This is a genomic window from Winogradskyella immobilis (assembly GCF_021887715.1).
GTDB classification, from domain to species: Bacteria; Bacteroidota; Bacteroidia; order Flavobacteriales; family Flavobacteriaceae; genus Winogradskyella; species Winogradskyella immobilis.
Map to the genome: position 1 here is coordinate 190687 of NZ_JAIQXX010000005.1, position 25177 is coordinate 215863.

The 25177-nt window shown below is 32.4% G+C and carries 18 protein-coding genes and 5 tRNA genes; 21 read left to right on the plus strand and 2 right to left on the minus strand.

Going from position 1 to position 25177, the window contains the following annotated elements; translation table 11 throughout:
• Positions 1-17: 17 nt before the first annotated feature.
• From K8Z87_RS05910 to K8Z87_RS05995, 18 genes are all read left to right on the plus strand, one after another.
• Positions 18-1445 (plus strand): carboxypeptidase-like regulatory domain-containing protein, encoded by a 1428-nt coding sequence (locus K8Z87_RS05910; RefSeq protein ID WP_227476566.1) that lies wholly within the window; start codon positions 18-20, stop codon positions 1443-1445.
• A gap of 65 nt (positions 1446-1510) precedes the next feature.
• Positions 1511-2401 carry a tyrosine-type recombinase/integrase gene (locus K8Z87_RS05915; RefSeq protein WP_227476567.1) on the plus strand — a complete coding sequence of 297 codons (891 nt, stop codon included), beginning with the start codon at positions 1511-1513 and terminating at the stop codon, positions 2399-2401.
• 28 nt (positions 2402-2429) lie between these two features.
• The gene (hpf, locus tag K8Z87_RS05920) at positions 2430-2732 is read left to right on the plus strand and encodes a ribosome hibernation-promoting factor, HPF/YfiA family (protein ID WP_227476568.1); all 303 of its coding nucleotides are present in this window, start codon (positions 2430-2432) and stop codon (positions 2730-2732) included.
• Between the two features lie 113 nt (positions 2733-2845).
• Positions 2846-2919, plus strand: a tRNA-Thr gene (locus K8Z87_RS05925).
• 62 nt (positions 2920-2981) lie between these two features.
• Positions 2982-3063 (plus strand) — tRNA-Tyr (locus K8Z87_RS05930).
• A gap of 160 nt (positions 3064-3223) precedes the next feature.
• A tRNA-Gly gene (locus K8Z87_RS05935) sits at positions 3224-3296 on the plus strand.
• A gap of 58 nt (positions 3297-3354) precedes the next feature.
• Positions 3355-3426, plus strand: a tRNA-Thr gene (locus tag K8Z87_RS05940).
• Between the two features lie 60 nt (positions 3427-3486).
• Positions 3487-4674 carry an elongation factor Tu gene (gene tuf / locus K8Z87_RS05945; protein ID WP_227476569.1) on the plus strand — a complete coding sequence of 396 codons (1188 nt, stop codon included), beginning with the start codon at positions 3487-3489 and terminating at the stop codon, positions 4672-4674.
• Positions 4675-4734: 60 nt separating this feature from the next.
• A tRNA-Trp gene (locus K8Z87_RS05950) sits at positions 4735-4807 on the plus strand.
• Positions 4808-4987: 180 nt separating this feature from the next.
• Entirely contained in the window at positions 4988-5182 is a 195-nt protein-coding gene (gene secE, locus K8Z87_RS05955; RefSeq protein ID WP_227476570.1) for a preprotein translocase subunit SecE, read from the plus strand.
• A gap of 24 nt (positions 5183-5206) precedes the next feature.
• Positions 5207-5764 carry a transcription termination/antitermination protein NusG gene (nusG, locus tag K8Z87_RS05960; protein WP_227476571.1) on the plus strand — a complete coding sequence of 186 codons (558 nt, stop codon included), beginning with the start codon at positions 5207-5209 and terminating at the stop codon, positions 5762-5764.
• Positions 5765-5835: 71 nt separating this feature from the next.
• Positions 5836-6276 carry a 50S ribosomal protein L11 gene (gene rplK / locus K8Z87_RS05965; RefSeq protein WP_188373941.1) on the plus strand — a complete coding sequence of 147 codons (441 nt, stop codon included), beginning with the start codon at positions 5836-5838 and terminating at the stop codon, positions 6274-6276.
• A gap of 10 nt (positions 6277-6286) precedes the next feature.
• Complete coding sequence (gene rplA / locus K8Z87_RS05970; RefSeq protein WP_227476572.1) at positions 6287-6976, plus strand: 50S ribosomal protein L1; 690 nt, start codon at positions 6287-6289, stop codon at positions 6974-6976.
• A gap of 17 nt (positions 6977-6993) precedes the next feature.
• Positions 6994-7515, plus strand: a complete 522-nt coding sequence (gene rplJ / locus K8Z87_RS05975) for a 50S ribosomal protein L10 (RefSeq protein ID WP_227476573.1) — start codon at positions 6994-6996, stop codon at positions 7513-7515.
• 60 nt (positions 7516-7575) lie between these two features.
• Positions 7576-7953 carry a 50S ribosomal protein L7/L12 gene (gene rplL, locus K8Z87_RS05980; protein WP_227476574.1) on the plus strand — a complete coding sequence of 126 codons (378 nt, stop codon included), beginning with the start codon at positions 7576-7578 and terminating at the stop codon, positions 7951-7953.
• A 133-nt stretch (positions 7954-8086) separates the two neighbouring features.
• Complete coding sequence (gene rpoB / locus K8Z87_RS05985; RefSeq protein WP_227476575.1) at positions 8087-11899, plus strand: DNA-directed RNA polymerase subunit beta; 3813 nt, start codon at positions 8087-8089, stop codon at positions 11897-11899.
• 81 nt (positions 11900-11980) lie between these two features.
• On the plus strand, positions 11981-16282 hold the full coding sequence (rpoC, locus tag K8Z87_RS05990; protein WP_227476576.1) for a DNA-directed RNA polymerase subunit beta': 4302 nt from the start codon (positions 11981-11983) through the stop codon (positions 16280-16282).
• Between the two features lie 224 nt (positions 16283-16506).
• Complete coding sequence (locus K8Z87_RS05995) at positions 16507-16824, plus strand: DUF3467 domain-containing protein (protein WP_227476577.1); 318 nt, start codon at positions 16507-16509, stop codon at positions 16822-16824.
• Positions 16825-16905: 81 nt separating this feature from the next.
• Here the strand turns inward: K8Z87_RS05995 and K8Z87_RS06000 are convergent, their stop codons facing one another.
• Positions 16906-17142 carry a (4Fe-4S)-binding protein gene (locus K8Z87_RS06000; protein ID WP_227476578.1) on the minus strand — a complete coding sequence of 79 codons (237 nt, stop codon included), beginning with the start codon at positions 17140-17142 and terminating at the stop codon, positions 16906-16908.
• Between the two features lie 140 nt (positions 17143-17282).
• Entirely contained in the window at positions 17283-18872 is a 1590-nt protein-coding gene (locus K8Z87_RS06005) for a peptide chain release factor 3 (protein ID WP_227476579.1), read from the minus strand.
• Between the two features lie 211 nt (positions 18873-19083).
• Between K8Z87_RS06005 and K8Z87_RS06010 the strand changes: the two genes are divergently transcribed.
• The 3 genes from K8Z87_RS06010 to K8Z87_RS06020 all read left to right on the plus strand — a co-directional run.
• The gene (locus K8Z87_RS06010) at positions 19084-21015 is read left to right on the plus strand and encodes a sensor histidine kinase (protein ID WP_227476580.1); all 1932 of its coding nucleotides are present in this window, start codon (positions 19084-19086) and stop codon (positions 21013-21015) included.
• Between the two features lie 112 nt (positions 21016-21127).
• Entirely contained in the window at positions 21128-21850 is a 723-nt protein-coding gene (locus K8Z87_RS06015) for a LytR/AlgR family response regulator transcription factor (protein WP_227476581.1), read from the plus strand.
• Positions 21851-22568: 718 nt separating this feature from the next.
• Positions 22569-25177, plus strand: a 2609-nt coding sequence (locus K8Z87_RS06020; RefSeq protein WP_227476582.1) for an Ig-like domain-containing protein, incomplete at its 3' end; no start/stop codon positions are given.

Here is a 25177-nt window from a genome sequence, read left to right on the forward strand (position 1 = left end):
CACTATATATTAAAGTTATGATAATTAAAAGCCAGAAGAACATTCTAACCTTAATTAGCATAGCTTTTGTGTTTTTAGGCTACGGACAAATAGAATTGAAAAGTAAAGTTATCGATTCTGTATTGCAGTATCCAATTGAAAATGCCAGTGTGTATATTAAAAACACAACCAAAGGGACAGTCACTAATTCCGATGGTAAATTTCAATTATTAGTGCCTCAAACACTAGCTAAAGACACACTAGTTATTTCGTCTATAGGTTATAAGAGTTATAAAATACCAGTTGAAGAATTTGATAACACAGTAACCATTTTTTTAGAAGAAGATATAGCTTCATTAGATGAAGTTGTTCTCGTAGCAGAACCAAGACCAACAACAGGTAACGCTATAGTTGTAAAAGCAATAGAAAAATTAGAATTAAACCTTCCAGATTCTTCATACATCCAAAAAGGATTTTTAAGACATAAAGAGCGTAATAACCTTGAGTTTAAATGGCTTATTGAAAGTGCAATAACCGTTTACGATTCTGGTTATGCCTCTAAAAGTAAAGATCACCTTAAAATTAATGTGGATGAAGTAAGAAAAAGTTATGATCTACGGGAGATTGATAGTGTACTTTCTTACGTGTCTTATAGCAACCAATATTTAAATAACGGAAGAGGTAAATTAAAAACGATTAATCGTAATGAAGTGCAAACTTCAGATTTAATTAAATCTATCCGTTGGAACGATAATAGAGTTAATGGTTTACAAAACTTATTCCAAGGGAAATTAAATCTTTTAAGAAACTCAAAAGAAAGCAAAGCACTATTTAGCGAAGACCTATTAAATAATCATCAATTTAGTTTAGATACGATCTTAGTGGATAATGATCGTAAAATCTATAAAATAAAAATTTCTGAAAGCAATGATTTTGTAGGCCTAGATACTAAAGGTATTTTTAATGAAGGTTACGTGGCTAATGGATGGCTATATATTTATTATGATAACTATGCAATTAAAAAAATAGAATACGAGTTGGTTGCTGCCTCTGAAGTACAGAAAGAACGGAGCAAGCGATTATTTGGCACACAAGTCAATCATAAATTAGTAATTAATTATATTGAATATGAAGAAAAGATGTATCCTAATTACATCTATTACGAAACACCTAAACTTATAAATACGGGGCTTAAGTCTAATAAAGCTAGTGATGAAGAAAAGGCACGCTATAATAGGGAAGAACGTTATTATTATACCATTCAAGAAATATTGTTTTCAGAAATTATATTAGATAAAGCTGTTATAAAAACAGAATTATACACTAAGAATTGGGATGTAGATATTTTTTCGCCTAAACCTTATAATGAAGCCTTCTGGAAAAATTACAATGTCTTATTAGAGAGTGAAGAAGATGAACAACTCATTAAAGATTTAAGTATACGAGCTTCACTATTTAAAAATTAATTTTTGATTTAGTAAAATGCTTAACCCATAAAATAAAGCTACCTTTAGTATTTATTAAAATGTAAATGTCTTTAGATAAATTTTCAGATTACTTATTATTAGAAAAAAAATACTCTAATCATACAGCTACGGCTTATCTTAATGATTTAGATGCATTTCAATTGTTTTTAGATTCAGAGCATCAATCAGATCTTATAAAAGAGGTTAGCTATTCTCAGATTAGACAATGGATTGTTGGTTTAGTTAATAATGAAATATCTAATAGAACTATTAATAGAAAAATATCATCACTTAATTCTTATTATAAATTCTTATTAAAAATAGGTGATATAGAAGTAAACCCCTTAAAAAAACATAGAGCATTAAAAGTAGAAAAGAAAATACAAATTCCTTTTTCAGAAAAAGAATTAGATGATGTACTTAAACGCTTAAATGAAGTCCATGATTTTAAAACCGCGAGAGATAAGCTTATTGTAGAGCTGTTTTATGCTACAGGGATTAGACGTATAGAACTTGTAAATATTAAGCTTAATGCTATAGATTTAAATGGTAATGTACTTAAAGTATTAGGTAAGCGAAATAAAGAACGTTATATTCCGTTATTACCATCTGTAGTTAACTCTGTAGAGCACTATTTAAAATATAGAAGTCAATTAGAAAATATTGAAGATAAAGATGTTTTGTTTTTAACAAAAAAAGGAGTCAAAATATACGAAATGCTTGTTTACAGAATAATAAATAAGTATTTTAGTGGAGCATCTTCAAAATTAAAATGTAGTCCACATGTTTTAAGACATTCTTTTGCGACACATCTTTTAAATGAAGGGGCAGATTTAAATGCAGTTAAGGAACTTCTAGGTCACTCAAGTTTGGCAGCTACTCAAGTCTATACACATAATAGTATAGCAGAACTAAAAAAAGTATATGCTAAATCGCATCCAAGAAACCGTAATTAACCAATTGTTTAACTAAAAACGACCACACATGAAAGTAAACACTCAATCTGTAAATTTTGTAGCGGATAAAAAGCTAATAGATTTCATTCAGAAGCGATTAGATAAGTTAGAATTATTTTATGATAAGATTATACAATCAGATGTGTACCTTAAATTAGAGAATACTAGTGAAAAAGAGAATAAAATAGTGGAGGCAAAAATAAGTGTACCAGGTGATAGCTTCATAGTTAAAAAACAATGTAAATCATTTGAAGGAGCGGCAGATATGGCAGCTTCATCTTTAGAAAGACAATTAAAGAAAAGAAAACAAAAATTACGATCACATATCTAAATAAAAATTTTTCAAAAATGTTTTGAAAGAAAAAATAAAACATTACATTTGCAGTCCGTTAGAAATAGCGGACTTTTTTATGCTAAAAATTTGGTATAAAAAAAGTAAAAAAAGCCGATGTAGCTCAGCTGGCTAGAGCAGCTGATTTGTAATCAGCAGGTCGTGGGTTCGAGTCCCTCCATCGGCTCTAAAATTTAAGAAGAAGTTCTTTAAATATTGAATTAAAACTTTAATGTATTTAAAGTTTTTGGGGAGATACTCAAGCGGCCAACGAGGACAGACTGTAACTCTGTTGTTTTTAACTTCGCAGGTTCGAATCCTGCTCTCCCCACAAACAATTTTTTGTAGTGAATTGTCAAAAGCTTGCTTTTGTAAAACTGGATTAAAAAATTGTTTGGATTGGGTTCCAATCTAGGATTACCGAGCAAAGCGAGGTAATCCTAGATTTTGAAATAATGAAAACCTTTCAAAGTGCAAAAACTTTGATGAATGCGAGAGTAGCTCAGTTGGTAGAGCGTCAGCCTTCCAAGCTGAATGTCGCCGGTTCGAACCCGGTCTCTCGCTCTAAAATTTCTGCGAAGGCAGAAATATCACTTTTAAAGTGAAATAGTAAACTCTTTACGCCGGTGTAGCTCAGGGGTAGAGCGTTTCCTTGGTAAGGAAGAGGTCACGAGTTCAAATCTCGTCATTGGCTCTTTTTTGTAGTATAAAGAAAATTGAACACTAATATTAAATAAGATTAAATAAATTAAACATGGCAAAGGCAACTTTCGATCGTTCAAAACCACACCTTAACATAGGTACTATTGGACACGTAGATCACGGTAAAACAACTTTAACTGCTGCTATTACTAAAGTATTAGCTGATGCAGGTTTATCAGAAGCAAAAGATTTCGATCAAATTGATAACGCTCCTGAAGAAAAAGAAAGAGGTATCACAATTAATACTTCTCACGTAGAATATGCAACAGCTAATCGTCATTACGCTCACGTTGACTGTCCAGGTCACGCGGATTACGTAAAGAACATGGTTACTGGTGCTGCTCAAATGGATGGTGCTATCTTAGTTGTTGCTGCAACTGATGGGCCAATGCCACAAACTCGTGAGCACATCCTTTTAGGACGCCAGGTAGGTATTCCTAGTATTGTTGTATTCATGAACAAAGTTGATATGGTTGATGATGAGGAGTTACTAGAATTAGTAGAGATGGAAATCAGAGATTTATTATCTTTCTATGAGTACGATGGTGATAATGGTCCTGTAATTGCAGGTTCTGCATTAGGTGCTTTAAATGGTGAGCAAAAATGGGTTGATACAGTAATGGAATTAATGGAAGCTGTTGATAACTGGATTAAAGAACCAACACGTGAGGTGGATAAAGATTTCTTAATGCCAATCGAAGATGTATTCTCTATTACTGGTCGTGGAACTGTTGCTACAGGCCGTATCGAAACTGGTATCGCTAATACAGGAGATCCTGTTGAGATTATCGGTATGGGTGCTGAGAAATTAACATCTACTATTACAGGTATCGAAATGTTCCGTCAAATATTAGATAGAGGTGAAGCTGGTGATAATGCTGGTATCTTATTAAGAGGTATTGAGAAAACTCAAATTTCTAGAGGTATGGTAATTACTAAGCCGGGTTCTGTAACACCACATGCTAAATTTAAAGCTGAGGTTTATATCCTTAAGAAAGAAGAAGGTGGTCGTCACACACCATTCCATAATAACTATCGTCCGCAGTTCTACGTACGTACAACTGATGTAACTGGAAACATTGCGCTTCCTGATGGAGTTGAAATGGTAATGCCTGGAGATAACTTAACAATTACTGTTGAGTTAATACAAACTATTGCAATGAACGTAGGTTTACGTTTTGCTATCCGTGAGGGTGGACGTACAGTAGGTGCTGGTCAGGTAACTGAAATTTTAGACTAATAATAAAGCTAAATAATAATTAAGGTGTCCCGTAATTTCGGGATGCCTTGATTTATGTTTACGGGTTTAGCTCAGTTGGTAGAGCACTGGTCTCCAAAACCAGGTGTCGTGAGTTCGAGTCTCTCAACCCGTGCAAAGCAAAGGATTGCAAGACGAGAAGTTTATGCTGAGCATAGTCGAGGTAAGTCTCTCAACCCGTGCAAATAGAAAAGAGAGATAAGAGTTTGCCTCGAGTAAGGTTGAAATAAAATCTCTAAAGTAAGTTTACATCGAATTAGCTTGTGCTAAGTAAAGTGTATAAATAAAATATCAAATGGCAGGATTTATAACATACGTAAAAGAATCATTCGAAGAATTAAAAAACCATGTAACATGGACACCTTGGCCAGAAGCGCAAAGGTTAACTGTTGTAGTGGCTGTTTTTTCAATTATTTTTTCATTAGCTATTTGGGGTGTTGATACTGTTTTTAGTAAAGCAGTTAAAGCATATTTTAGTTGGATAGGCTAATAATAACAACAATAATTGAAAATTATGTCTGAAAAAAGCGGAAATAAAAAGTGGTATGTTGTTAGAGCTGTAAGTGGTCAAGAAAACAAAATCAAAACGTATATAGAAAATGAGATTTCTAGATTAGGTTTAGAAGATTATGTAGATCAAGTTTTAGTCCCTACAGAAAAAGTTATTCAAATACGTAACGGGAAAAAGATAAACAAAGAAAAAGTTTATTTTCCAGGTTATATTATGATACAAGCTAATCTTAGTGGCGAGATTCCTCATATAATTAAGTCTATTACTAACGTAATTGGTTTTTTAGGAGAAACAAAAGGAGGAGATCCTGTTCCATTAAGACAGTCAGAAGTTAACCGTATGTTAGGTAAAGTAGATGAATTAGCTTTAGAAGCTGATGCAAATATTGCTATACCTTATACAATAGGTGAAACTGTAAAAGTAATTGATGGGCCATTTAATGGATTTGATGGAACTATCGAAAAGATAAATGAAGAGAAGCGTAAACTTGAAGTAATGGTTAAAATTTTCGGAAGAAAAACACCATTAGAGTTGAGTTATATGCAAGTTGAAAAAGTATAATAATTGTTACATTATATAGTGTTTGTTTTTAGGCTTCCAATTTAAAAACGACGCATAATTTTAAATTTAAAATGGCAAAAGAACTAGACAAAGTAGTTAAATTACAAGTTCGGGGAGGTGCAGCGAATCCATCGCCACCGGTTGGACCCGCTTTAGGTGCCGCTGGAGTTAATATCATGGAGTTCTGTAAGCAGTTTAATGCGAGAACTCAAGATAAACCAGGTAAAGTTTTACCTGTGGTAATTTCTGTTTACAAAGACAAATCTTTTGAATTTGTAATCAAAACTCCACCAGCAGCAGTACAATTATTAGAAGCGGCCAAAGTAAAGAAAGGATCTGGAGAACCAAACCGAAGAAAAGTAGCAAAAGTAACTTGGGATCAAGTTAAAACTATTGCAGAAGACAAGATGGTAGATTTAAATGCATTTACAATTGATTCAGCCATGAAAATGGTTGCAGGTACTGCAAGATCTATGGGTATCACAGTTAAAGGAGGAGACGCTCCAAACTAAAATTTTTGAAATGGCAAGATTAACAAAAAAGCAAAAGGAAGCTAGAAGTAAAGTAGATACAAACAAACTTTACAGTCTAGAAGAAGCTTCAGCTTTACTAAAAGAAATCACATACACAAAATTTGATGCATCAATAGATTTAGCCGTAAGATTAGGTGTAGATCCACGTAAAGCAAATCAAATGGTTCGTGGTGTAGTTTCACTACCTCACGGTACAGGTAAAGATATGAAGGTTCTTGCATTAGTAACTCCAGATAAAGAAGCAGAGGCTAAAGAAGCTGGTGCTGATTATGTTGGGTTAGATGAATACTTACAAAAAATTAAAGATGGTTGGACAGATGTTGACGTTATCGTTACTATGCCAAGCATTATGGGTAAGTTAGGACCACTAGGTAGAGTATTAGGACCAAGAGGTCTTATGCCAAACCCTAAGACAGGAACAGTAACAATGAATGTTGCTAAGGCAGTTAGTGAAGTTAAAGCTGGTAAAATTGACTTTAAAGTAGATAAAACAGGTATTGTACATGCCCCAATCGGAAAAGCTTCTTTTAGCGCTGATAAGATTGTAGGTAATGCCAACGAGTTATTAACTACATTAATGAAATTAAAACCGACTTCATCTAAAGGTACATATATGAAAAGTATTTTCATGTCTAGTACTATGAGTCCTAGTATTTCAATTGATCCAAAAATTCAATAGTAGTAAACTTTAATATTATGACAAGAGAAGAAAAATCATTGGTAATTGAAGAGTTAACTGCTCAACTTGCAGATAATACAAATATATATCTAACAGATATTTCTGGATTAAATGCAGTAGACACTTCAAACTTGCGTCGTGCATGTTTTAAGGCTAACGTAAAATTAGCAGTTGTTAAAAATACATTATTAGAAAAAGCTATGGAGGCTTCCGATAAAGACTTCGGCGATCTACCTACAGCATTAAAAGGTAATACTTCTGTAATGTACTCTGAAACTGGTAATGGACCAGCTAAAGTAATTAAAGCTTTTCGTAAAAAATCTGAAAGACCTTTATTAAAAGGCGCTTTCATTGAAGAGTCTATTTACTTAGGCGATGATCAATTAGATGCCTTAGTTGATATCAAATCAAGAGAAGAATTACTTGGTGAGATTATTGGATTATTACAATCGCCAGCTAAGAATGTTATTTCAGCACTTAAATCAGGTGGTGGTACAATAGCAGGTATCTTAAAAACATTATCCGAAAAAGAAGGATAAAAAACAAGTACACACACAAACAAATTATAATTAAAACACACTTATTAAAACGATAGAAAAATGGCAGATTTAAAAGATTTCGCAGAACAATTAGTTAATTTAACTGTAAAAGAGGTTAATGAATTAGCTGATATTTTAAAAGAAGAATACGGTATTGAGCCAGCTGCTGCTGCTGTTGCAGTTGCTGCAGGTGGAGCTGCTGCAGGTGGAGAAGCTGCAGAAGAGCAAACTGAATTTGATGTAATCCTTAAAGCTGCAGGTGGTTCTAAACTAGCTGTAGTAAAATTAGTTAAAGAATTAACTGGTTTAGGATTAAAAGATGCTAAAGGTTTAGTAGATGATGCACCAAGTGCAATCAAAGAAGGTGTTTCTAAAGATGAAGCTGAAGGTTTAAAAGCATCATTAGAAGAAGCTGGAGCAGAGGTTGAGCTTAAGTAAGCTTAACTAATACCTACAAAATACGGTTTAGGTTTATTTGGTAAAAAAATGCCAGATATGACCTAAACCCTTTTGTGTATATAAATACTATGTACACGTTTTTTATTTTTTTTAATCAAAATCTCGTTCATCGATGTTAGCAAAAACAGCTGAAAGATTAAATTTCTCGTCTATTGTAAATAGAACTGCTTATCCAGATTTCTTGGATATTCAGATAAAATCCTTCCAGGATTTTTTCCAGTTAGAGACAAAATCAGATCAAAGAGGAAATGAAGGATTATATAACACCTTCATGGAAAACTTTCCAATTACAGACACAAGAAATCAATTTGTACTAGAATTCTTAGATTATTTTATTGATCCACCAAGATATTCAATAGAAGAATGTATAGAAAGAGGATTAACGTACAGTGTGCCTTTAAAAGCACGTTTAAAATTGTATTGTACAGACCCTGAGCACGAGGACTTCGAAACTATTGTTCAAGATGTGTACTTAGGTACTATACCTTATATGACGCCAAGTGGTACATTTTGTATCAATGGTGCAGAACGTGTCGTTGTGTCTCAGCTGCATAGATCACCAGGTGTATTCTTTAGTCAATCTTTCCATGCTAATGGAACAAAGTTATATTCTGCAAGAGTAATTCCTTTTAAAGGATCTTGGATAGAGTTTGCTACGGATATTAACCAAGTGATGTATGCGTATATTGATAGAAAGAAAAAACTTCCGGTAACTACATTATTTAGAGCTATTGGTTTTGAACGTGATAAAGATATTCTTGAAATATTTGACCTTGCAGAAGAAATTAAAGTATCTAAATCTGGTTTAAAGAAGGTCATTGGTCGTAAACTTGCTGCACGTGTATTGAATACATGGCACGAAGATTTCGTTGATGAAGATACTGGTGAAGTAGTATCTATTGAGCGTAACGAAATTGTTTTAGACCGTGATACTATTATAGATAAAGACAATATTGAAGAAATCCTTGAAGCTGGTGTAAAAACCGTTCTATTACATAAAGAAAGTGGTCAACAAGGAGATTACGCAATTATTCATAATACATTACAAAAAGATCCAACAAACTCTGAAAAAGAAGCTGTTGAACACATTTACCGTCAACTACGTAATGCTGAGCCGCCAGATGAGGAAACAGCACGTGGTATTATTGACAAATTATTCTTCTCTGACCAACGTTACTCTTTAGGTGAAGTAGGACGTTACAGAATGAACAAAAAATTACAGTTAGATATCGGTATGGATAAGCAAGTGCTTACCAAAGTAGATATTATAACGATTATAAAATATTTAATTGAGCTAATTAACTCTAAAGCAGAGATTGATGATATCGATCACTTATCTAACCGTCGTGTACGTACTGTAGGTGAACAATTATCATCTCAATTTGGTGTTGGTTTAGCACGTATGGCACGTACTATTCGTGAGCGTATGAATGTACGTGATAACGAAGTGTTTACACCAATAGATTTAATTAATGCAAAGACTTTGTCTTCAGTTATTAATTCTTTCTTTGGTACAAACCAGTTGTCTCAATTTATGGATCAAACCAATCCGTTAGCTGAGATTACGCACAAACGTCGTTTATCTGCTTTAGGACCTGGAGGTTTATCAAGAGAAAGAGCAGGTTTCGAGGTACGTGACGTTCACTATACACATTACGGACGTTTATGTCCTATTGAAACACCAGAAGGGCCAAACATTGGTTTAATATCTTCTTTATCAGTATATGCTAAAGTGAATTCTATGGGATTCATTGAAACACCATACCGTAAAGTAGAAGAAGGTGTTGTAGATATTAAAAATGCACCAACATATCTAAGTGCTGAAGAAGAAGAAGATATGTTAATTGCACAAGCTACAATTGAAGTTGATGATAAAGGTAAAATTACTGCAGATAAAATTATCTCTCGTCAAGAGGGAGATTTCCCAGTAATAGAACCTTCTAATGTTAATTATACAGACGTAGCACCAAACCAAATTGCATCGATTTCAGCCTCATTAATTCCATTCTTGGAGCATGATGATGCCAACCGTGCGTTAATGGGATCTAACATGATGCGTCAGGCAGTACCTTTATTACGTCCTGAAGCACCAATTGTAGGAACTGGTTTAGAACGTCAAGTAGCATCAGATTCTAGAGTATTAATTAATGCTGAAGGAAATGGTACTGTTGAATATGTAGATGCAGAAAAGATTACAATTAAGTACGAACGTACTGAAGAAGCTGCTATGGTAAGCTTTGACAGTGATACTAAAACATATCCATTAGTAAAGTTTAGAAAGACCAACCAAGGAACATCTATTAACTTAAAGCCTATAGTACAAAAAGGAGATAAAGTTGAGAGAGGACAAGTACTTTGCGAAGGTTATGCAACTCAAAATGGAGAATTAGCATTAGGACGTAATATGAAAGTAGCCTTTATGCCTTGGAAAGGGTATAACTTTGAGGATGCGATTGTAATTTCAGAAAAAGTAGTAAGAGAAGATGTATTTACATCTATTCATATCGATGAATATTCATTAGAAGTTAGAGATACAAAATTAGGTAATGAAGAGTTAACTAATGATATTCCTAATGTTTCTGAAGAAGCTACCAAAGATTTAGATGAGAATGGTATGATTCGTATTGGTGCGGAGATTAAACCAGGAGACATTTTAATTGGTAAAATTACACCTAAGGGAGAATCAGATCCTACACCAGAAGAAAAACTTTTACGTGCTATTTTTGGTGATAAAGCTGGAGATGTAAAAGATGCATCTTTAAAGGCATCACCATCTTTAAATGGTGTAGTTATTGACAAAAAATTATTTGCTAGAGCAATAAAAGATAAGCGTAAAAGAGCGCAAGATAAAGAGGATATTGATGCATTAGAAAATGCTTACGACAACCGCTTTGATGATCTTAAAAATGTTTTAGTAGAAAAATTATTTATAATTGTTAATGGTAAAACTGCTCAAGGTATTTATAACGATTTAGGTGAAGAAATTATTCCAAAAGGGAAGAAGTATACATTAAAAATGCTTAATAGTGTTGATGATTATACGCATTTAACTTCTGGTAAATGGACTACTGATGATAGAACAAATACTTTAGTTGCAGATTTAATTCATAACTATAAGATTAAAGAAAATGATCTACAAGGTTCTTTAAGACGTGAGAAATTTACAATTTCTGTAGGTGATGAGTTACCAGCAGGTATTATCAAATTGGCTAAAGTTTACATTGCTAAAAAACGTAAACTAAAAGTTGGTGATAAAATGGCAGGACGTCACGGAAACAAAGGTATTGTAGCTCGTATTGTTCGTCAAGAAGATATGCCATTTTTAGAAGATGGTACTCCAGTTGATATTGTATTAAACCCGTTAGGTGTACCTTCTCGTATGAATATCGGTCAGATTTATGAAACGGTTCTTGGTTGGGCAGGTCAAAATTTAGGTCGCACATATGCAACGCCAATTTTTGACGGTGCAACTTTAGATCAAATTAATGGATTTACAGACGAGGCAAATGTACCTCGTTTCGGTCATACATATTTATATGATGGTGGAACAGGTGATCGTTTTGATCAACCTGCAACTGTAGGTGTCATTTATATGATTAAACTTGGTCATATGATTGATGATAAAATGCACGCACGTTCTATAGGTCCATATTCATTAATTACGCAGCAACCTCTTGGTGGTAAAGCACAATTTGGTGGTCAACGTTTTGGTGAAATGGAAGTATGGGCACTTGAAGCTTATGGAGCATCAAGTACTTTACGTGAGATCCTAACTGTAAAATCAGATGATGTTATTGGTAGAGCTAAAACTTATGAAGCTATTGTAAAAGGTGAGCCAATGCCAGAACCAGGACTTCCAGAATCTTTCAACGTACTTATGCACGAATTGAAAGGACTTGGATTAGATATTAGATTAGAAGAATAAAAATAGTATGCAGTCACAGTACTCAGTTTGCAATTTAAGTGAACTGAATACTGAGACTGAGACTGAATACTAAATAAAGACATGGCAAGAAAACAAGATAAGAATACAGTACAGAAATTTAATAAAATTTCTATTGGTTTAGCATCTCCAGAATCAGTTTTAGGAGCATCTCGCGGTGAAGTTTTAAAACCAGAAACTATTAATTATCGAACACACAAACCAGAACGTGATGGTTTGTTCTGTGAGCGTATTTTTGGTCCCGTAAAGGATTTTGAATGTGCTTGTGGTAAATATAAAAGAATTCGCTACAAAGGTATTGTTTGTGACCGTTGTGGTGTAGAAGTAACAGAAAAGAAAGTACGTAGAGATCGTGTTGGACACATTAACTTAGTGGTTCCAGTAGCGCATATATGGTACTTCCGCTCGTTACCAAATAAGATTGGTTATTTATTAGGATTACCGTCTAAGAAATTAGATATGATAATCTATTACGAGCGTTACGTAGTTATACAACCAGGTATTGCTATGAATGCAGAAGGTGAACCTGTACAAAAAATGGATTTCTTAACAGAAGAAGAATACTTAAATATTCTTGAAACACTTCCACAAGAAAATCAATATTTAGATGATACAGACCCTAATAAATTTATTGCTAAAATGGGTGCTGAGTGTTTAATAGACATCTTAGCGCGTATTGATTTAGATGCTTTATCTTATGATTTAAGACACAAGGCAAATAATGAAACCTCTAAGCAACGTAAAACAGAAGCATTAAAACGTTTACAAGTTGTAGAAGCATTTAGAGATTCTAACATGAATAGAGAGAATAAGCCAGAATGGATGATTCTTAAAGCTATTCCTGTAATTCCACCAGAACTAAGACCTTTAGTGCCTTTAGATGGTGGTCGTTTTGCAACATCAGATTTAAATGATTTATACCGTCGTGTAATTATCCGTAACAACCGTCTTAAAAGATTAGTTGAGATAAAAGCTCCAGAAGTAATTTTACGTAATGAGAAACGTATGTTACAAGAATCGGTAGATTCATTATTTGATAACACACGTAAATCGTCTGCGGTAAAAACAGACTCTAACAGACCATTAAAATCATTATCAGATTCACTTAAAGGTAAGCAAGGACGTTTCCGTCAAAACTTATTAGGTAAACGTGTCGATTATTCAGCACGTTCGGTAATTGTTGTTGGACCAGAATTAAAGTTATTTGAATGTGGATTGCCTAAAAATATGGCAGCAGAACTTTACAAGCCTTTCATCATTAGAAAATTGATAGAAAGAGGAATTGTAAAAACTGTAAAATCTGCAAAGAAAATTATAGATAGAAAAGAGCCTGTAGTTTGGGATATTTTAGAGAATGTTTTAAAAGGACATCCAGTACTTTTAAATCGTGCTCCTACATTACACAGACTAGGTATTCAAGCATTCCAGCCTAAACTTATCGAAGGTAAAGCAATCCAGTTACATCCATTAGTATGTACTGCATTTAATGCCGATTTCGATGGTGACCAAATGGCGGTACATTTACCATTAGGTCCTGAGGCGATATTAGAAGCACAACTTTTAATGTTAGCTTCTCATAATATATTAAATCCTGCTAATGGATCACCAGTAACTGTACCTTCTCAAGATATGGTACTTGGTTTATATTATATGACTAAGCATAGAAAATCTACTAAAGATGTACCTATTACTGGTGAAGGTTTAACATTCTATTCTCCAGAAGAAGTAACTATTGCTTACAATGAGAAGAAAGTAGATCTTAATGCAGGTATAAAAGTAAGAACTGTAGATTTTAATGAAGAAGGTGAGTTAACAACTCAAATTATAGAAACTACTGTAGGTCGTGTACTTTTTAATGAAAAAGTACCTGAAGCTGCTGGTTATATTAATGAGGTATTAACTAAAAAATCGTTAAGAGATATTATTCATGGTATTCTTAAGGTAACTAGCGTACCAGAAACTGCTGCTTTCCTTGATGAAATTAAAACATTAGGATATAAGTTTGCTTTCCAAGGTGGTTTATCATTTAGTTTAGGTGATATAATCATTCCTCAAGAAAAGCATGGAATGATTGATGCTGCTAACAAACAAGTAGATGGTATTATGGGTAACTATAACATGGGTCTTATCACTAATAATGAGAGATATAACCAAGTTATTGATATCTGGACATCAACTAATGCCGAATTAACAGAATTGTCTATGAAGCGTATCCGTGAGGATCAACAAGGGTTTAACTCAGTATTTATGATGTTAGATTCTGGAGCTCGTGGATCTAAAGAACAAATTCGTCAGTTAACAGGTATGCGTGGATTAATGGCAAAGCCTAAAAAATCTAATGCAGGTGGTGGAGAAATTATTGAAAATCCAATTCTTTCAAACTTTAAAGAAGGACTTTCAATTTTAGAATACTTTATCTCTACGCACGGTGCACGTAAAGGTCTTGCAGATACGGCTCTTAAAACTGCCGATGCAGGTTATTTAACACGTCGTTTAGTAGATGTATCTCAAGATGTTATTGTATATCAAGAAGATTGTGGTACACTTAGAGGTATTGAAGTTTCTGCATTAAAGAAAAATGAAGAGATTGTAGAAAAACTTGAAGATAGAATAGTTGGTAGAACATCAGTAAATGATGTATACAATCCACTTACTGAGGAGTTATTAGTAGCTTCTGGAGAACATATCGATGATGTTATTGCTAAACGTATTGGTGATTCGCCAATTGAAACAATTGAAGTGCGTTCTGCATTAACTTGTGAAGCTAAGAAAGGTATTTGTGTTAAATGTTACGGACGTAACCTTGCTACTGGTAAAATGGTACAAAGAGGTGAGGCTGTTGGTGTTGTAGCGGCCCAATCTATTGGTGAGCCAGGAACACAGTTAACATTACGTACATTCCACGTAGGTGGTATTGCAGGTAACATTTCAGAAGAAAATAAATTAACAGTTAAGTTTAATGGTATCGCTGAGATCGAAGATCTTAAAACGGTTAAGTCTAAAGACAATGAGGGTAATGATGTAGATGTTGTTATCTCTAGAACTTCAGAATTAAAATTAACAGATGCTAAAACAGGTATCGTTTTAAGTACAAATAATATTCCTTACGGATCTTATATTTATGCTAAAAATGGTAGTAAACTTAAAGCTGGTGATGTTGTTTGTCAATGGGATCCATATAACGGTGTTATTATTTCTGAATTTGCAGGAAAAGTACGTTACGAGAATATTGAACAAGGTGTAACTTACCAAGTTGAAATTGATGAACAAACTGGTTTCCAAGAAAAAGTAATCTCTGAATCTAGAAACAAAAAATTAATACCAACATTATTAATTGAAGATTCTAAAGGAGAAACGATACGTTCTTACAATTTACCAGTAGGTGCTCATATAATGATTGATGATGGAGATAAAATTGAAATCGGTAAGATTTTAGTTAAGATACCTCGTAAATCAGCTAAAGCAGGTGATATTACTGGTGGTCTTCCGCGTGTAACAGAATTATTTGAAGCGCGTAATCCATCTAACCCAGCTGTAGTTAGTGAAATTGATGGTGTTGTATCTTTTGGTAAAATTAAGCGTGGTAATCGTGAGATTATTATAGAATCTAAATTAGGTGAGGTTAAAAAATACTTAGTAAAATTATCGAATCAAATTCTTGTTCAAGAAAATGATTACGTTAAAGCTGGTATGCCATTATCTGATGGTTCTGTAACGCCTAATGACATTTTAAATATTAAAGGCCCATCAGCGGTACAACAATATTTAGTAAATGAAGTGCAAGAAGTATATCGTTTACAAGGTGTGAAGATTAATGATAAACACTTTGAGGTTGTTGTAAGACAAATGATGCGTAAAGTACGTATTATAGATTCTGGTGATACTATTTTCTTAGAAAATCAATTAGTTCATAAATCAGATTTCATTGAAGAAAATGATAAAATTTTCGGAATGAAAGTAATTGATGATGCTGGTGATTCTGAGAATTTAAAATCAGGTCAAATAGTAACGACAAGAGTTTTAAGAGATGAAAATTCTAGCCTAAGACGAGAGGATAAAAAGTTAGTAGTAGCTCGTGATGCAAGTCCGGCAACAGCAACTCCAATCTTACAAGGTATTACTAGAGCATCTTTACAGACAAAATCGTTTATATCAGCAGCCTCTTTCCAAGAGACAACTAAAGTCCTTAATGAAGCCGCAGTAAACGGTAAAATAGATAATTTAGAAGGTCTTAAAGAAAATGTAATTGTAGGTCATAGAATACCAGCAGGTACAGGTGTTAGAGATTACGAAAATATTATCGTAGGTTCTAAAGCTGAATTTGATGAGATGATGAAAGCTAAAGAAGAAATGAATTTCAATTAGAAATTTGTCATTCTTGCAAAATCGAAGATTCACTAATTCATTTGTTTTGAATAGTAAATCAATGAGTAATGCAGGAATCTAAATAAAATGAAAGCCTTCACACATTATATGTATGAAGGCTTTTTTAAATATTACAATACCTGCAAGGTTTATATAACCTTGTTGGTGTTAAATTTATTAATTAATAAGATTCCCGTTTTCACGGGAATTTAAACAAGTTTAAAATGGCAGACGAAAAAAAGAATCCAAAAAAAGGTCAAATTAACATAGAATTAGACGAACAAGTTGCACAAGGAACCTATTCTAATTTGGCGATTATCAACCATTCAGTATCTGAATTTGTCGTTGATTTTGTAAATATTATGCCAGGCACTCCAAAGAGTAAAGTAAAGTCTCGTATTATATTAACACCACAACATGCAAAGCGATTAGTAAAAGCGTTGAACGAAAATGTTAAACGTTTTGAAAATGCTCATGGAGTTATTAAGGATTATGAGCAACCGTCTATTCCAATAAATTTCGGTCCAACAGGACAAGCCTAAAAATTAAAACCCTTTGATGACTAGTCAAAGGGTTTTTCAATTATTGAAATTAAAATTTTATCCAAGTTCTATAACTGGGATTTAAGCAACTTCTTTTTGCTCTTTATTTACATGGTATTTTAATGCTCCAGAAGGGCATTTTTGTATTTGTTTTATAATTTTTTTGGTTTTAGCTCCGTCGAGATCAATCCACGGAATAACAGATGTTCTAAAAACATCAGAAAGTTGTTTTGCACAAAGTTCTGCATTAACACAACATTTTGGCTCATAGGTTACAGTAATTTCAGAATTACTGAAAACGTTTGTATTTGTTTCCATAAGGTAGACTATTTTGGGGCTTAATCTGTCTTCAAATTATTCGTTTATAGTGGCAATATATAAAAATAATCGATAAAAAGCATAAAAAATCAGATTAAAAACATGATTAAGATAGAAATATCGATGTATAACCTACTAATTTATTCAAATTCTGAAGTTAAATGGAATGTAATACTAGGGTATTTTTGCTGTGTCATTTGTAGTGAAAAGACTGAATCTGCTAAAAACACCAATTGTCCACTCTTGTCTTTAGCGAGGTAGCGTTGCTTCACACGTTTAAATTCTGCAAACTCAGTATTCTTTTCGTCTTCAGGATCTACCCAACACGCTTTATGAACATTCAAATTTTCATAAGTACATTTAGCACCATACTCGTGTTCTAATCGGTACTGTATCACTTCGTACTGTAGTGCGCCGACAGTACCTATAACTTTTCGACCATTCATTTCTAAGGTAAATAACTGAGCAACACCTTCATCCATTAATTGATCGATACCCTTGTATAGCTGTTTAGCTTTCATTGGGTCAGCGTTATTAATGTATCTAAAATGTTCAGGAGAAAAACTAGGAATACCTTTGTAATTAATAATTTCTCCTTCAGTAAGTGTGTCACCTATTTTAAAATTACCTGTGTCATGTAGCCCAACAATATCACCAGGATATGATATATCTACAATTTGTTTTTTTTCGGCAAAAAATGCATTTGGACTTGAGAATTTTAGTTTCTTTTTATTTCTAACATGTAGGTAAGGAGTATTTCTTTTAAACTCTCCAGAAACAATTTTTATAAACGCTAAACGATCTCTGTGGTTAGGATCCATATTAGCATGAATTTTAAACACAAATCCCGTAAATTTATTTTCATCGGGTTTTACTAAACGTTCTTCACTCTGTTTAGCTCTTGGTTTAGGAGCAATATCAACAAAACAGTCTAATAGTTCTCTAACTCCAAAATTATTTAAAGCAGATCCAAAAAATACAGGTTGTAAATCTCCATTTAAATAAGCGTCTTTATCAAAACTAGGATATATACCATCTGTAAGTTCAATATCTTCTCTAAGTTGGTTTGCAGCGATATCTCCTAAAAGGGTATTGAGTTCGGAAGAATTTAAATCACTAACTTCAATAGTTTCTTCAATATCTTTTCTGCTATCTCCACTAAAAAGATTAACATTCTTTTCCCAAATGTTATAGATGCCTTTAAAGTCGTAACCCATACCAATTGGAAAACTTAAAGGAGTTACAGTTAAACCTAACTTTTGCTCTACTTCATCTAAAAGATCAAAAGCGTCTTTACCTTCACGATCTAATTTATTTATAAAAACAATCATGGGTATGTTTCGCATTCTGCATACTTCAACCAATTTCTCAGTCTGTTCCTCAACACCTTTTGCAACATCTATAACTACAATAACACTGTCTACAGCAGTTAAAGTTCTAAACGTATCTTCTGCAAAATCTTTATGGCCTGGTGTATCTAAGATATTTATTTTAATACCGTTATATTCAAAAGCTAATACAGAAGTAGCTACAGAAATACCACGTTGACGCTCTATTTCCATAAAGTCGCTTGTAGCTCCTTTTTTAATCTTATTGCTTTTTACAGCACCAGCTTCTTGTATGGCACCACCAAACAATAGAAGCTTTTCGGTAAGTGTGGTTTTACCAGCATCGGGGTGAGAAATGATACCAAAAGTTCGGCGTCGCTGTATTTCAGATAGAAAACTCATTGTATTGATTTAATGAGCGCAAATATAGCCTTATTTGTTATATTTTTTTATGCTATATGTTAATCCAAATTAATAATAAATTATCTATAAATTTTTATAAACTCAATTTTTACTCAAACTAGGAGGACTTATAAATGCGATTATAACATTTTTCATTTTTTTGACTATCACTTCTTATATATTTGTATTAATATATTGACTCTTAGATAATATGAAAAAAGGTTTAATAACACTTCTTATAGGTTTATACTTTTCTAGTATACTTAATTCTCAAATTAAAGAAAGTGATAGTTTTTATAAATCAAAAATTGAATCATTTATTATAATGATGCAGTCAGATTCAACTTTGAATTATATATCTAGATTAAAAGATGGTGACTATAAAAAACTATTGCTAAAAATTGTAGATACAGAGAATGCTACGTATAAAGATTACAATATTTTTCTTACTGAAATTAGTAATAAAGAGGAAATTAATTACAATTTAATTTCTAACTATATAAATGATTTTGTAAAACCACCATTAGATAGAAATAAGATTAATTTAGATTATACTTTAATCAAACAAAATCAAGTTACAACATTAAGAAATAACGGGAATTTAGATGAAGCTACTACACAAAATAAAATCTTAGAAGATTATATAAATAAATTTAGTAAAACGGACAAACAGTATAAAATTCAAAAATCATATGTGAGTATTCATAATGCTGTGATGAATTTTATTCAAAAAGATTTTAATAAAGGTAAAGAAATACTTGATAATTGTTTAAAAATTGCGAGAGAATATAACGATATACCTCTTGAAATAGCCTCGTTTTTTTACTTGTCTGACTTTTTGGTTGTAGAGAGAAAATTAGATGAGTTTATAGATGTTAATGAAAGAAGTTTACAACTAGAAAAAAAGCAGCCTAGTAAGACATCTTATTATGCTGGTACAATAGGGCATTTAATAAATGCTTATGCTTTTAAAGGTGGATATGATAAAAGAGTAGAACAATTACTAGAAGAGCTTTATAACGACCCAATTTCGCAAAAAGATAGCTATTCACTATATGCGCAATACCTTTCTACATTAGATTTAAATTCTGAAACAAAAAAAAATATATTTAAAAAATTTGGATCGAATAATGCATTAGAATTTTGTGAAATTATTACTGAAGCATCTAAAAATAAACTTAATGATAATGATTTTTATCATGTTCTGTCAGAATCTTCTAAACTTCTAGAAAAGGATAATTTTTATAAAGAAGCAATAAAGTACAAAGACCAAGCAATTGTATTAACTCGAAAAATATATAGTGAAGACTTGACCAAGTCTTTAGCAAATTTTAAAACTCAACAAGCTATAAAATCAAAAGAAGTAGAAATTCTCAATGCTAAAGAGCGCTCTAATTTATATATAATTATAGGCTCATTAGTTACAGGCTTATTCTTAATTTCTGTATTTGTAATAATTAAAAAAAGGAAGCAATCAAAACTATTAATGATAAAAAATCATCAAATTAACGATGCGCTAAAAGAAAAAGAATTATTGATAAAAGAAGTGCATCATCGTGTTAAAAACAACTTTCAAATTGTCTCGAGTTTATTAGAATTACAGTCTAAAGATATTGAAGATGAAAAAGCATTAGCATTAGCCAGTGAAAGTCAAAATAGGATAAAATCTATGGCATTGATTCATCAAAAACTATATCAAAATGAAAACGGATTGATTGATTTTGATGAATATATTCGCTTATTAGTAAAAGAAATTTCAATATTATATAAATCAAATACTAAAATAGATACAAAGATCATCACTGATGATTTGTTTTTCGATATTGATACAGCAATACCTTTAGGGTTAATTGTAAACGAATTAATTACAAATGCTTATAAGTACGCATTTGTAAAACATAAAAAAGGACAATTAAATATAGCTATTAATAAAGTAGGTGATGGCAATTATAAATTAGAAGTATCTGATAATGGTTCAGGGCTTGACAATAATTTTAATATAAATAAAGTAAAGAGTTTAGGGTTACGGTTAGTAAACCGTCTTGCAAAACAGCTTCAGGGATCATTTTCGTTTATGAATAATAATGGTGCTAATTTTGAAATTATATTTAAAGATGTTCATGCAAGAAAGAGAATAAACTAAAATAATGTATAATTAGTTCAGAACTAAAAATGGGCAATTCAGAACATTTTACTGTACATTAGAATAATATAAATGTTTAGTATATATTTTTACAGGTAATAAATAACCATAAATGAGTAAAGTAAAAATATTAGTAGTAGAAGACGAAATAATAATTGCTGATAATATATGTGATACTTTAAACAGTTTAGGGTATAAAGCTCTAGAACCAGCCGTAAATTATACTGAAGCCATAGAGTTAATTGAAAATGAAAATCCAGATATAGCAATTTTAGATATTCAGCTATCTGGTCAAAAAACAGGGATCGATCTTGCTAAAAAAATAAAGGAAGATTACAATTTTCCTTTTATATTTTTAACCTCTAATGCAGATGTGTCTACAGTAAATGAAGCTAAAAAAGTAATACCTCCTGCATATTTGATAAAACCATTTACTAAAGAAGAATTATATACTTCTATTGAAATAGCTTTATATAGTCATTCCGAAAAAATAAGTGAGATTAATGACAAAAACGTAATTATTAAAGATGCATTATTTATAAAAGAAAAAGGGGTCTACAATAAACTTGCATTTGATGATATATTGTATTTTAAAAGCTCACATGTTTATATAGAAATTTTTGTAAAAGAAAAAAAGAGATTCATTATACGTGGTAGTTTAAATGATATTATTAATAAAGTGAACTCAAAATTTATTCGAGTACATCGAGGGTTTATTATTAATACAGAATATTTAGATCAAATTGATAGCACGTCATTAAAAATTAATAACGAAATTATCCCTATCGGAAAAAAATATCGTCAAGACATCCTTAATAAAATAAACAAAATCTAACCTATTTTTTATTATAACACAAATTTTAGTTTCTACAACTCTATAATACATATTCAGAACATTTAAGTGTTTTTAATGGTTAGTTAAAAGTATTTTCACATCGATAAAGAGCAAATAATGCCGATGTTGAGTTTGTTTTTTATGAAACATATTTTGTGTTTCAATTAATATCAAAAGACTAGACATTATTTTATTTGATTTTAATGTGACTTAAATAAGATTAGAGTGTCTTAGAATAAGAATGTAATTTTAAGAGTAAATTAATTTATCGATACAAGGAGTGTTTTATCGAATTAAATTGAAAATAATATTAAAATAGTTTGCATAAGAAAATTACTATTGTAAGTTTGTTAACCTAATTTTATTAGATACTTAGTAAAATAATCTAATAAAATATATATACCCTATATAAATGATTAATAATGACATGCCTATCGGTCTAGGTGTATCTTGTAATTATATATGCCAATTTTCATTTAAAAATTGGAGAGTTTTCAGCCCCATATATTCCACATTATTCCACAAATTAAATACCTTAAAACACTTTTTTTTATTTCTTTCTTGGAGCCGAAATAAATTGTATCAATCATATACTGATTTAAGATTTCTAAAGAGAATACAATACAAATTATATAAGTTATTTCAAAAAAATAGCAACCAACCAAAACAATGAATCATATAGTGATTTCTTATTAACATAATAAACTTAAGAAGTATTATGAAAATTATTACCCAACTATTTAATAAATATGTAAAAGCGAATTTATTCATTTGCTTGATAATCATATCTTTTAGCGCTTATGCTCAAGATGCTGATGGTGATGGCGTTAATGATATAGACGAATTAACATGCCCACCCCCAAATTCATTTATAGCTATTAATGATACATTTACTAATAATGATACAGGTACCGACGGAGGTACAGCTTCAGGTACAGTAATGAATTTATACCCTTTTGCTGGTGTTTCTGTTGATTTCTCTTTTGAAGTAATCAATGGTGCTACATGGAATGATGGTGTAACTACTGATAATGAGGCCGGTGTAGATGGCGCATTTATAAATGTACAACCTAATAATACAAGTTTTCCAGCTGGAGAGTTTTATCCAGCTGATGCAGGACCAGGAGGAATAGCTGTTGGAGTCTATACTTTTGATTTTGAGCAATCAATATTCATGGCAAGCTTTAATTGGGGAGGATTAGATAATGATGATAGAGTAGATTTTATTGCTTCTAATAATGGAGTAAATGTTCCAGTAACGATAACCGATATAAACTTAAATGGTGACCTTACTATAACAGGACAAAGTGCAGTAAGTACTGCAGGTGGTGATAATGCACCTGATAATGCCATAGCAATATCAGCGCAAGGTCCTATTGACCGACTAATTGTTGTTGCTGGAAAACAAAGTAATGCTAATAGTAGCAATGTCACTATGCAATTCTTTGAGTTGGTCTATTGTGTGGCAGAAGATACAGATGGTGATGGTGCTCCAGATATATTTGATCCTAATAATAATGCACCTACAGTTTCAGACGATTCTGCTTCTGTAGATCCTGGAAATTCAGTGACTCTAAATATTTTACAAAACGATGATTACCTAAATAATAATGATCCTAACAATTTGGGTAATACTATAATATCAGATACAAGTAATGGTAATGCACGTGGTACTGTAAGTTTTGACCCTGATACAGGAGAAATGACTTATACTCCGCTTCCTGGAGAAGAAGGTGCTACTGTAACCGTAGAATATGTAGTATGTAATGATGTAAATGATGATAGCCCAGGTACTACAACAGATGACATTTGTAGAACTGCTGAAGTGACTATAACGGTATCTGACCCAGATAGTGACGGTGATGGCGTCCCTGATAGTACAGATATTTGCCCAGGAGGAGATGATAATGTAAATGCAGATGGAGATAGTGTGCCAGATTTTTGTGATTTAGATGATGATAATGATGGGATTTTAGATACAGATGAATGTACTGAGGTAAATTTATTACAAACAGCAGGTAATGATTGGTCAGCTGTTATAGGAAATATAAATGATTTACTTATAGGAAATGTGCTCGTAAAAACCAATTATTATACAGATCCAATAACATCTGAAGTGTTTGATTTACGAGCAGAAATTGTATCTACCTTTAATGCAGTAACTGGTGAGAATACGACTGTTGGAACCGCTTTTTCACCAGGTACAACTATATCATTTAGCGCAGATAATTATACAATAGAAAATGGTAATCCATCCGAAGAAGAAAGTTTTGAAATAGAGATTTCCCTAGTAGAAGCATCTAGTGTAACAGCAGGAACCCCAGCAGGTATACCTGTAGTTGTAGATAATGTTCAAGTAAGAATATTTGATCTAGATAATAGAAATAATGCTCCTTTAGACTTTACAGATATAGGAGGTTTTGATCCAGCTGGAGCACTTATCCAAGTAGGAGCAGAGCTCGAGAGATATGTGTTAGCAAACGGAAGCGTAGTATATGGATTAGATGATTTTACTGTAGGGGATAATGCAGATAATACCGATGAAGATTATGCTGTTTTTGTTAGTTATCCTGTTTTTACTTCAGCTACAATTAGACACGGAGTTTTTGGAACAAATACTGTCTCAGGAAGTAATCGAGGAGGGGTGTTAAATTTAAGAATAACAGCTTGTCCAGATACAGATGGTGATGGTACTCCAGATTTTCAGGATTTAGACAGTGATAATGATGGGTGTAATGATGTTTTAGAATCAGGAGGAGTAGATGATAATAATGATGGAGTTTTAGACGGAACAGGTTTTGATAGTGATGGTTTAGTTACAGGAGGCACAGGCGGTTATAATGGTACTACAGGAAATGAAATCGAAGCGGTACAACTAACAGTAACTACAACTCCGACAAATCAGACAGAAGACGAAGGAGATCCTGCTACTTTTATAGTAGTAGCTACTGCAGATGCAGCTACAAGCTATACTACAGGAACTCCAAATTATGGAACACCTGGAAATGCTAATTCGGGAATTAATTACCAATGGTATACTGGAGATCCAGATAATGGTGGGACTATAATTAATAACGGCGGGGTTTTTAGTAATGTAACTACAGCAACCTTAAATATAAGCGATGTTACAGGATTAGATGGCACAGAGTTTTGTGTTTTAATTACGCATGATGATAATGTATGTATAAGAGAAATTGATTGTGCAACTTTAACAGTAGAAGATGGCGTACCCGATGCGATTGATGATACAGCAACAGTAGCCGAAGACACGACGACCAGTACAACGATTAACGCTATAGGTAATGATGATTTAACGGACAATGCGAC

Coding starts and splice junctions, on each gene's coding strand:
- tuf (WP_227476569.1), top strand. CDS start 3,487: ATGGCAAAGGCAACTTTCGATCGTTCAAAACCACACCTTAACATAGGT.
- rplJ (WP_227476573.1), top strand. CDS start 6,994: ATGACAAGAGAAGAAAAATCATTGGTAATTGAAGAGTTAACTGCTCAA.
- secE (WP_227476570.1), top strand. CDS start 4,988: ATGGCAGGATTTATAACATACGTAAAAGAATCATTCGAAGAATTAAAA.
- hpf (WP_227476568.1), top strand. CDS start 2,430: ATGAAAGTAAACACTCAATCTGTAAATTTTGTAGCGGATAAAAAGCTA.
- K8Z87_RS05915 (WP_227476567.1), top strand. CDS start 1,511: ATGTCTTTAGATAAATTTTCAGATTACTTATTATTAGAAAAAAAATAC.
- K8Z87_RS06005 (WP_227476579.1), bottom strand. CDS start 18,872: ATGAGTTTTCTATCTGAAATACAGCGACGCCGAACTTTTGGTATCATT.
- K8Z87_RS06010 (WP_227476580.1), top strand. CDS start 19,084: ATGAAAAAAGGTTTAATAACACTTCTTATAGGTTTATACTTTTCTAGT.
- nusG (WP_227476571.1), top strand. CDS start 5,207: ATGTCTGAAAAAAGCGGAAATAAAAAGTGGTATGTTGTTAGAGCTGTA.
- K8Z87_RS05995 (WP_227476577.1), top strand. CDS start 16,507: ATGGCAGACGAAAAAAAGAATCCAAAAAAAGGTCAAATTAACATAGAA.
- rpoB (WP_227476575.1), top strand. CDS start 8,087: ATGTTAGCAAAAACAGCTGAAAGATTAAATTTCTCGTCTATTGTAAAT.
- rplK (WP_188373941.1), top strand. CDS start 5,836: ATGGCAAAAGAACTAGACAAAGTAGTTAAATTACAAGTTCGGGGAGGT.
- rplL (WP_227476574.1), top strand. CDS start 7,576: ATGGCAGATTTAAAAGATTTCGCAGAACAATTAGTTAATTTAACTGTA.
- rplA (WP_227476572.1), top strand. CDS start 6,287: ATGGCAAGATTAACAAAAAAGCAAAAGGAAGCTAGAAGTAAAGTAGAT.
- K8Z87_RS05910 (WP_227476566.1), top strand. CDS start 18: ATGATAATTAAAAGCCAGAAGAACATTCTAACCTTAATTAGCATAGCT.
- K8Z87_RS06000 (WP_227476578.1), bottom strand. CDS start 17,142: ATGGAAACAAATACAAACGTTTTCAGTAATTCTGAAATTACTGTAACC.
- rpoC (WP_227476576.1), top strand. CDS start 11,981: ATGGCAAGAAAACAAGATAAGAATACAGTACAGAAATTTAATAAAATT.
- K8Z87_RS06015 (WP_227476581.1), top strand. CDS start 21,128: ATGAGTAAAGTAAAAATATTAGTAGTAGAAGACGAAATAATAATTGCT.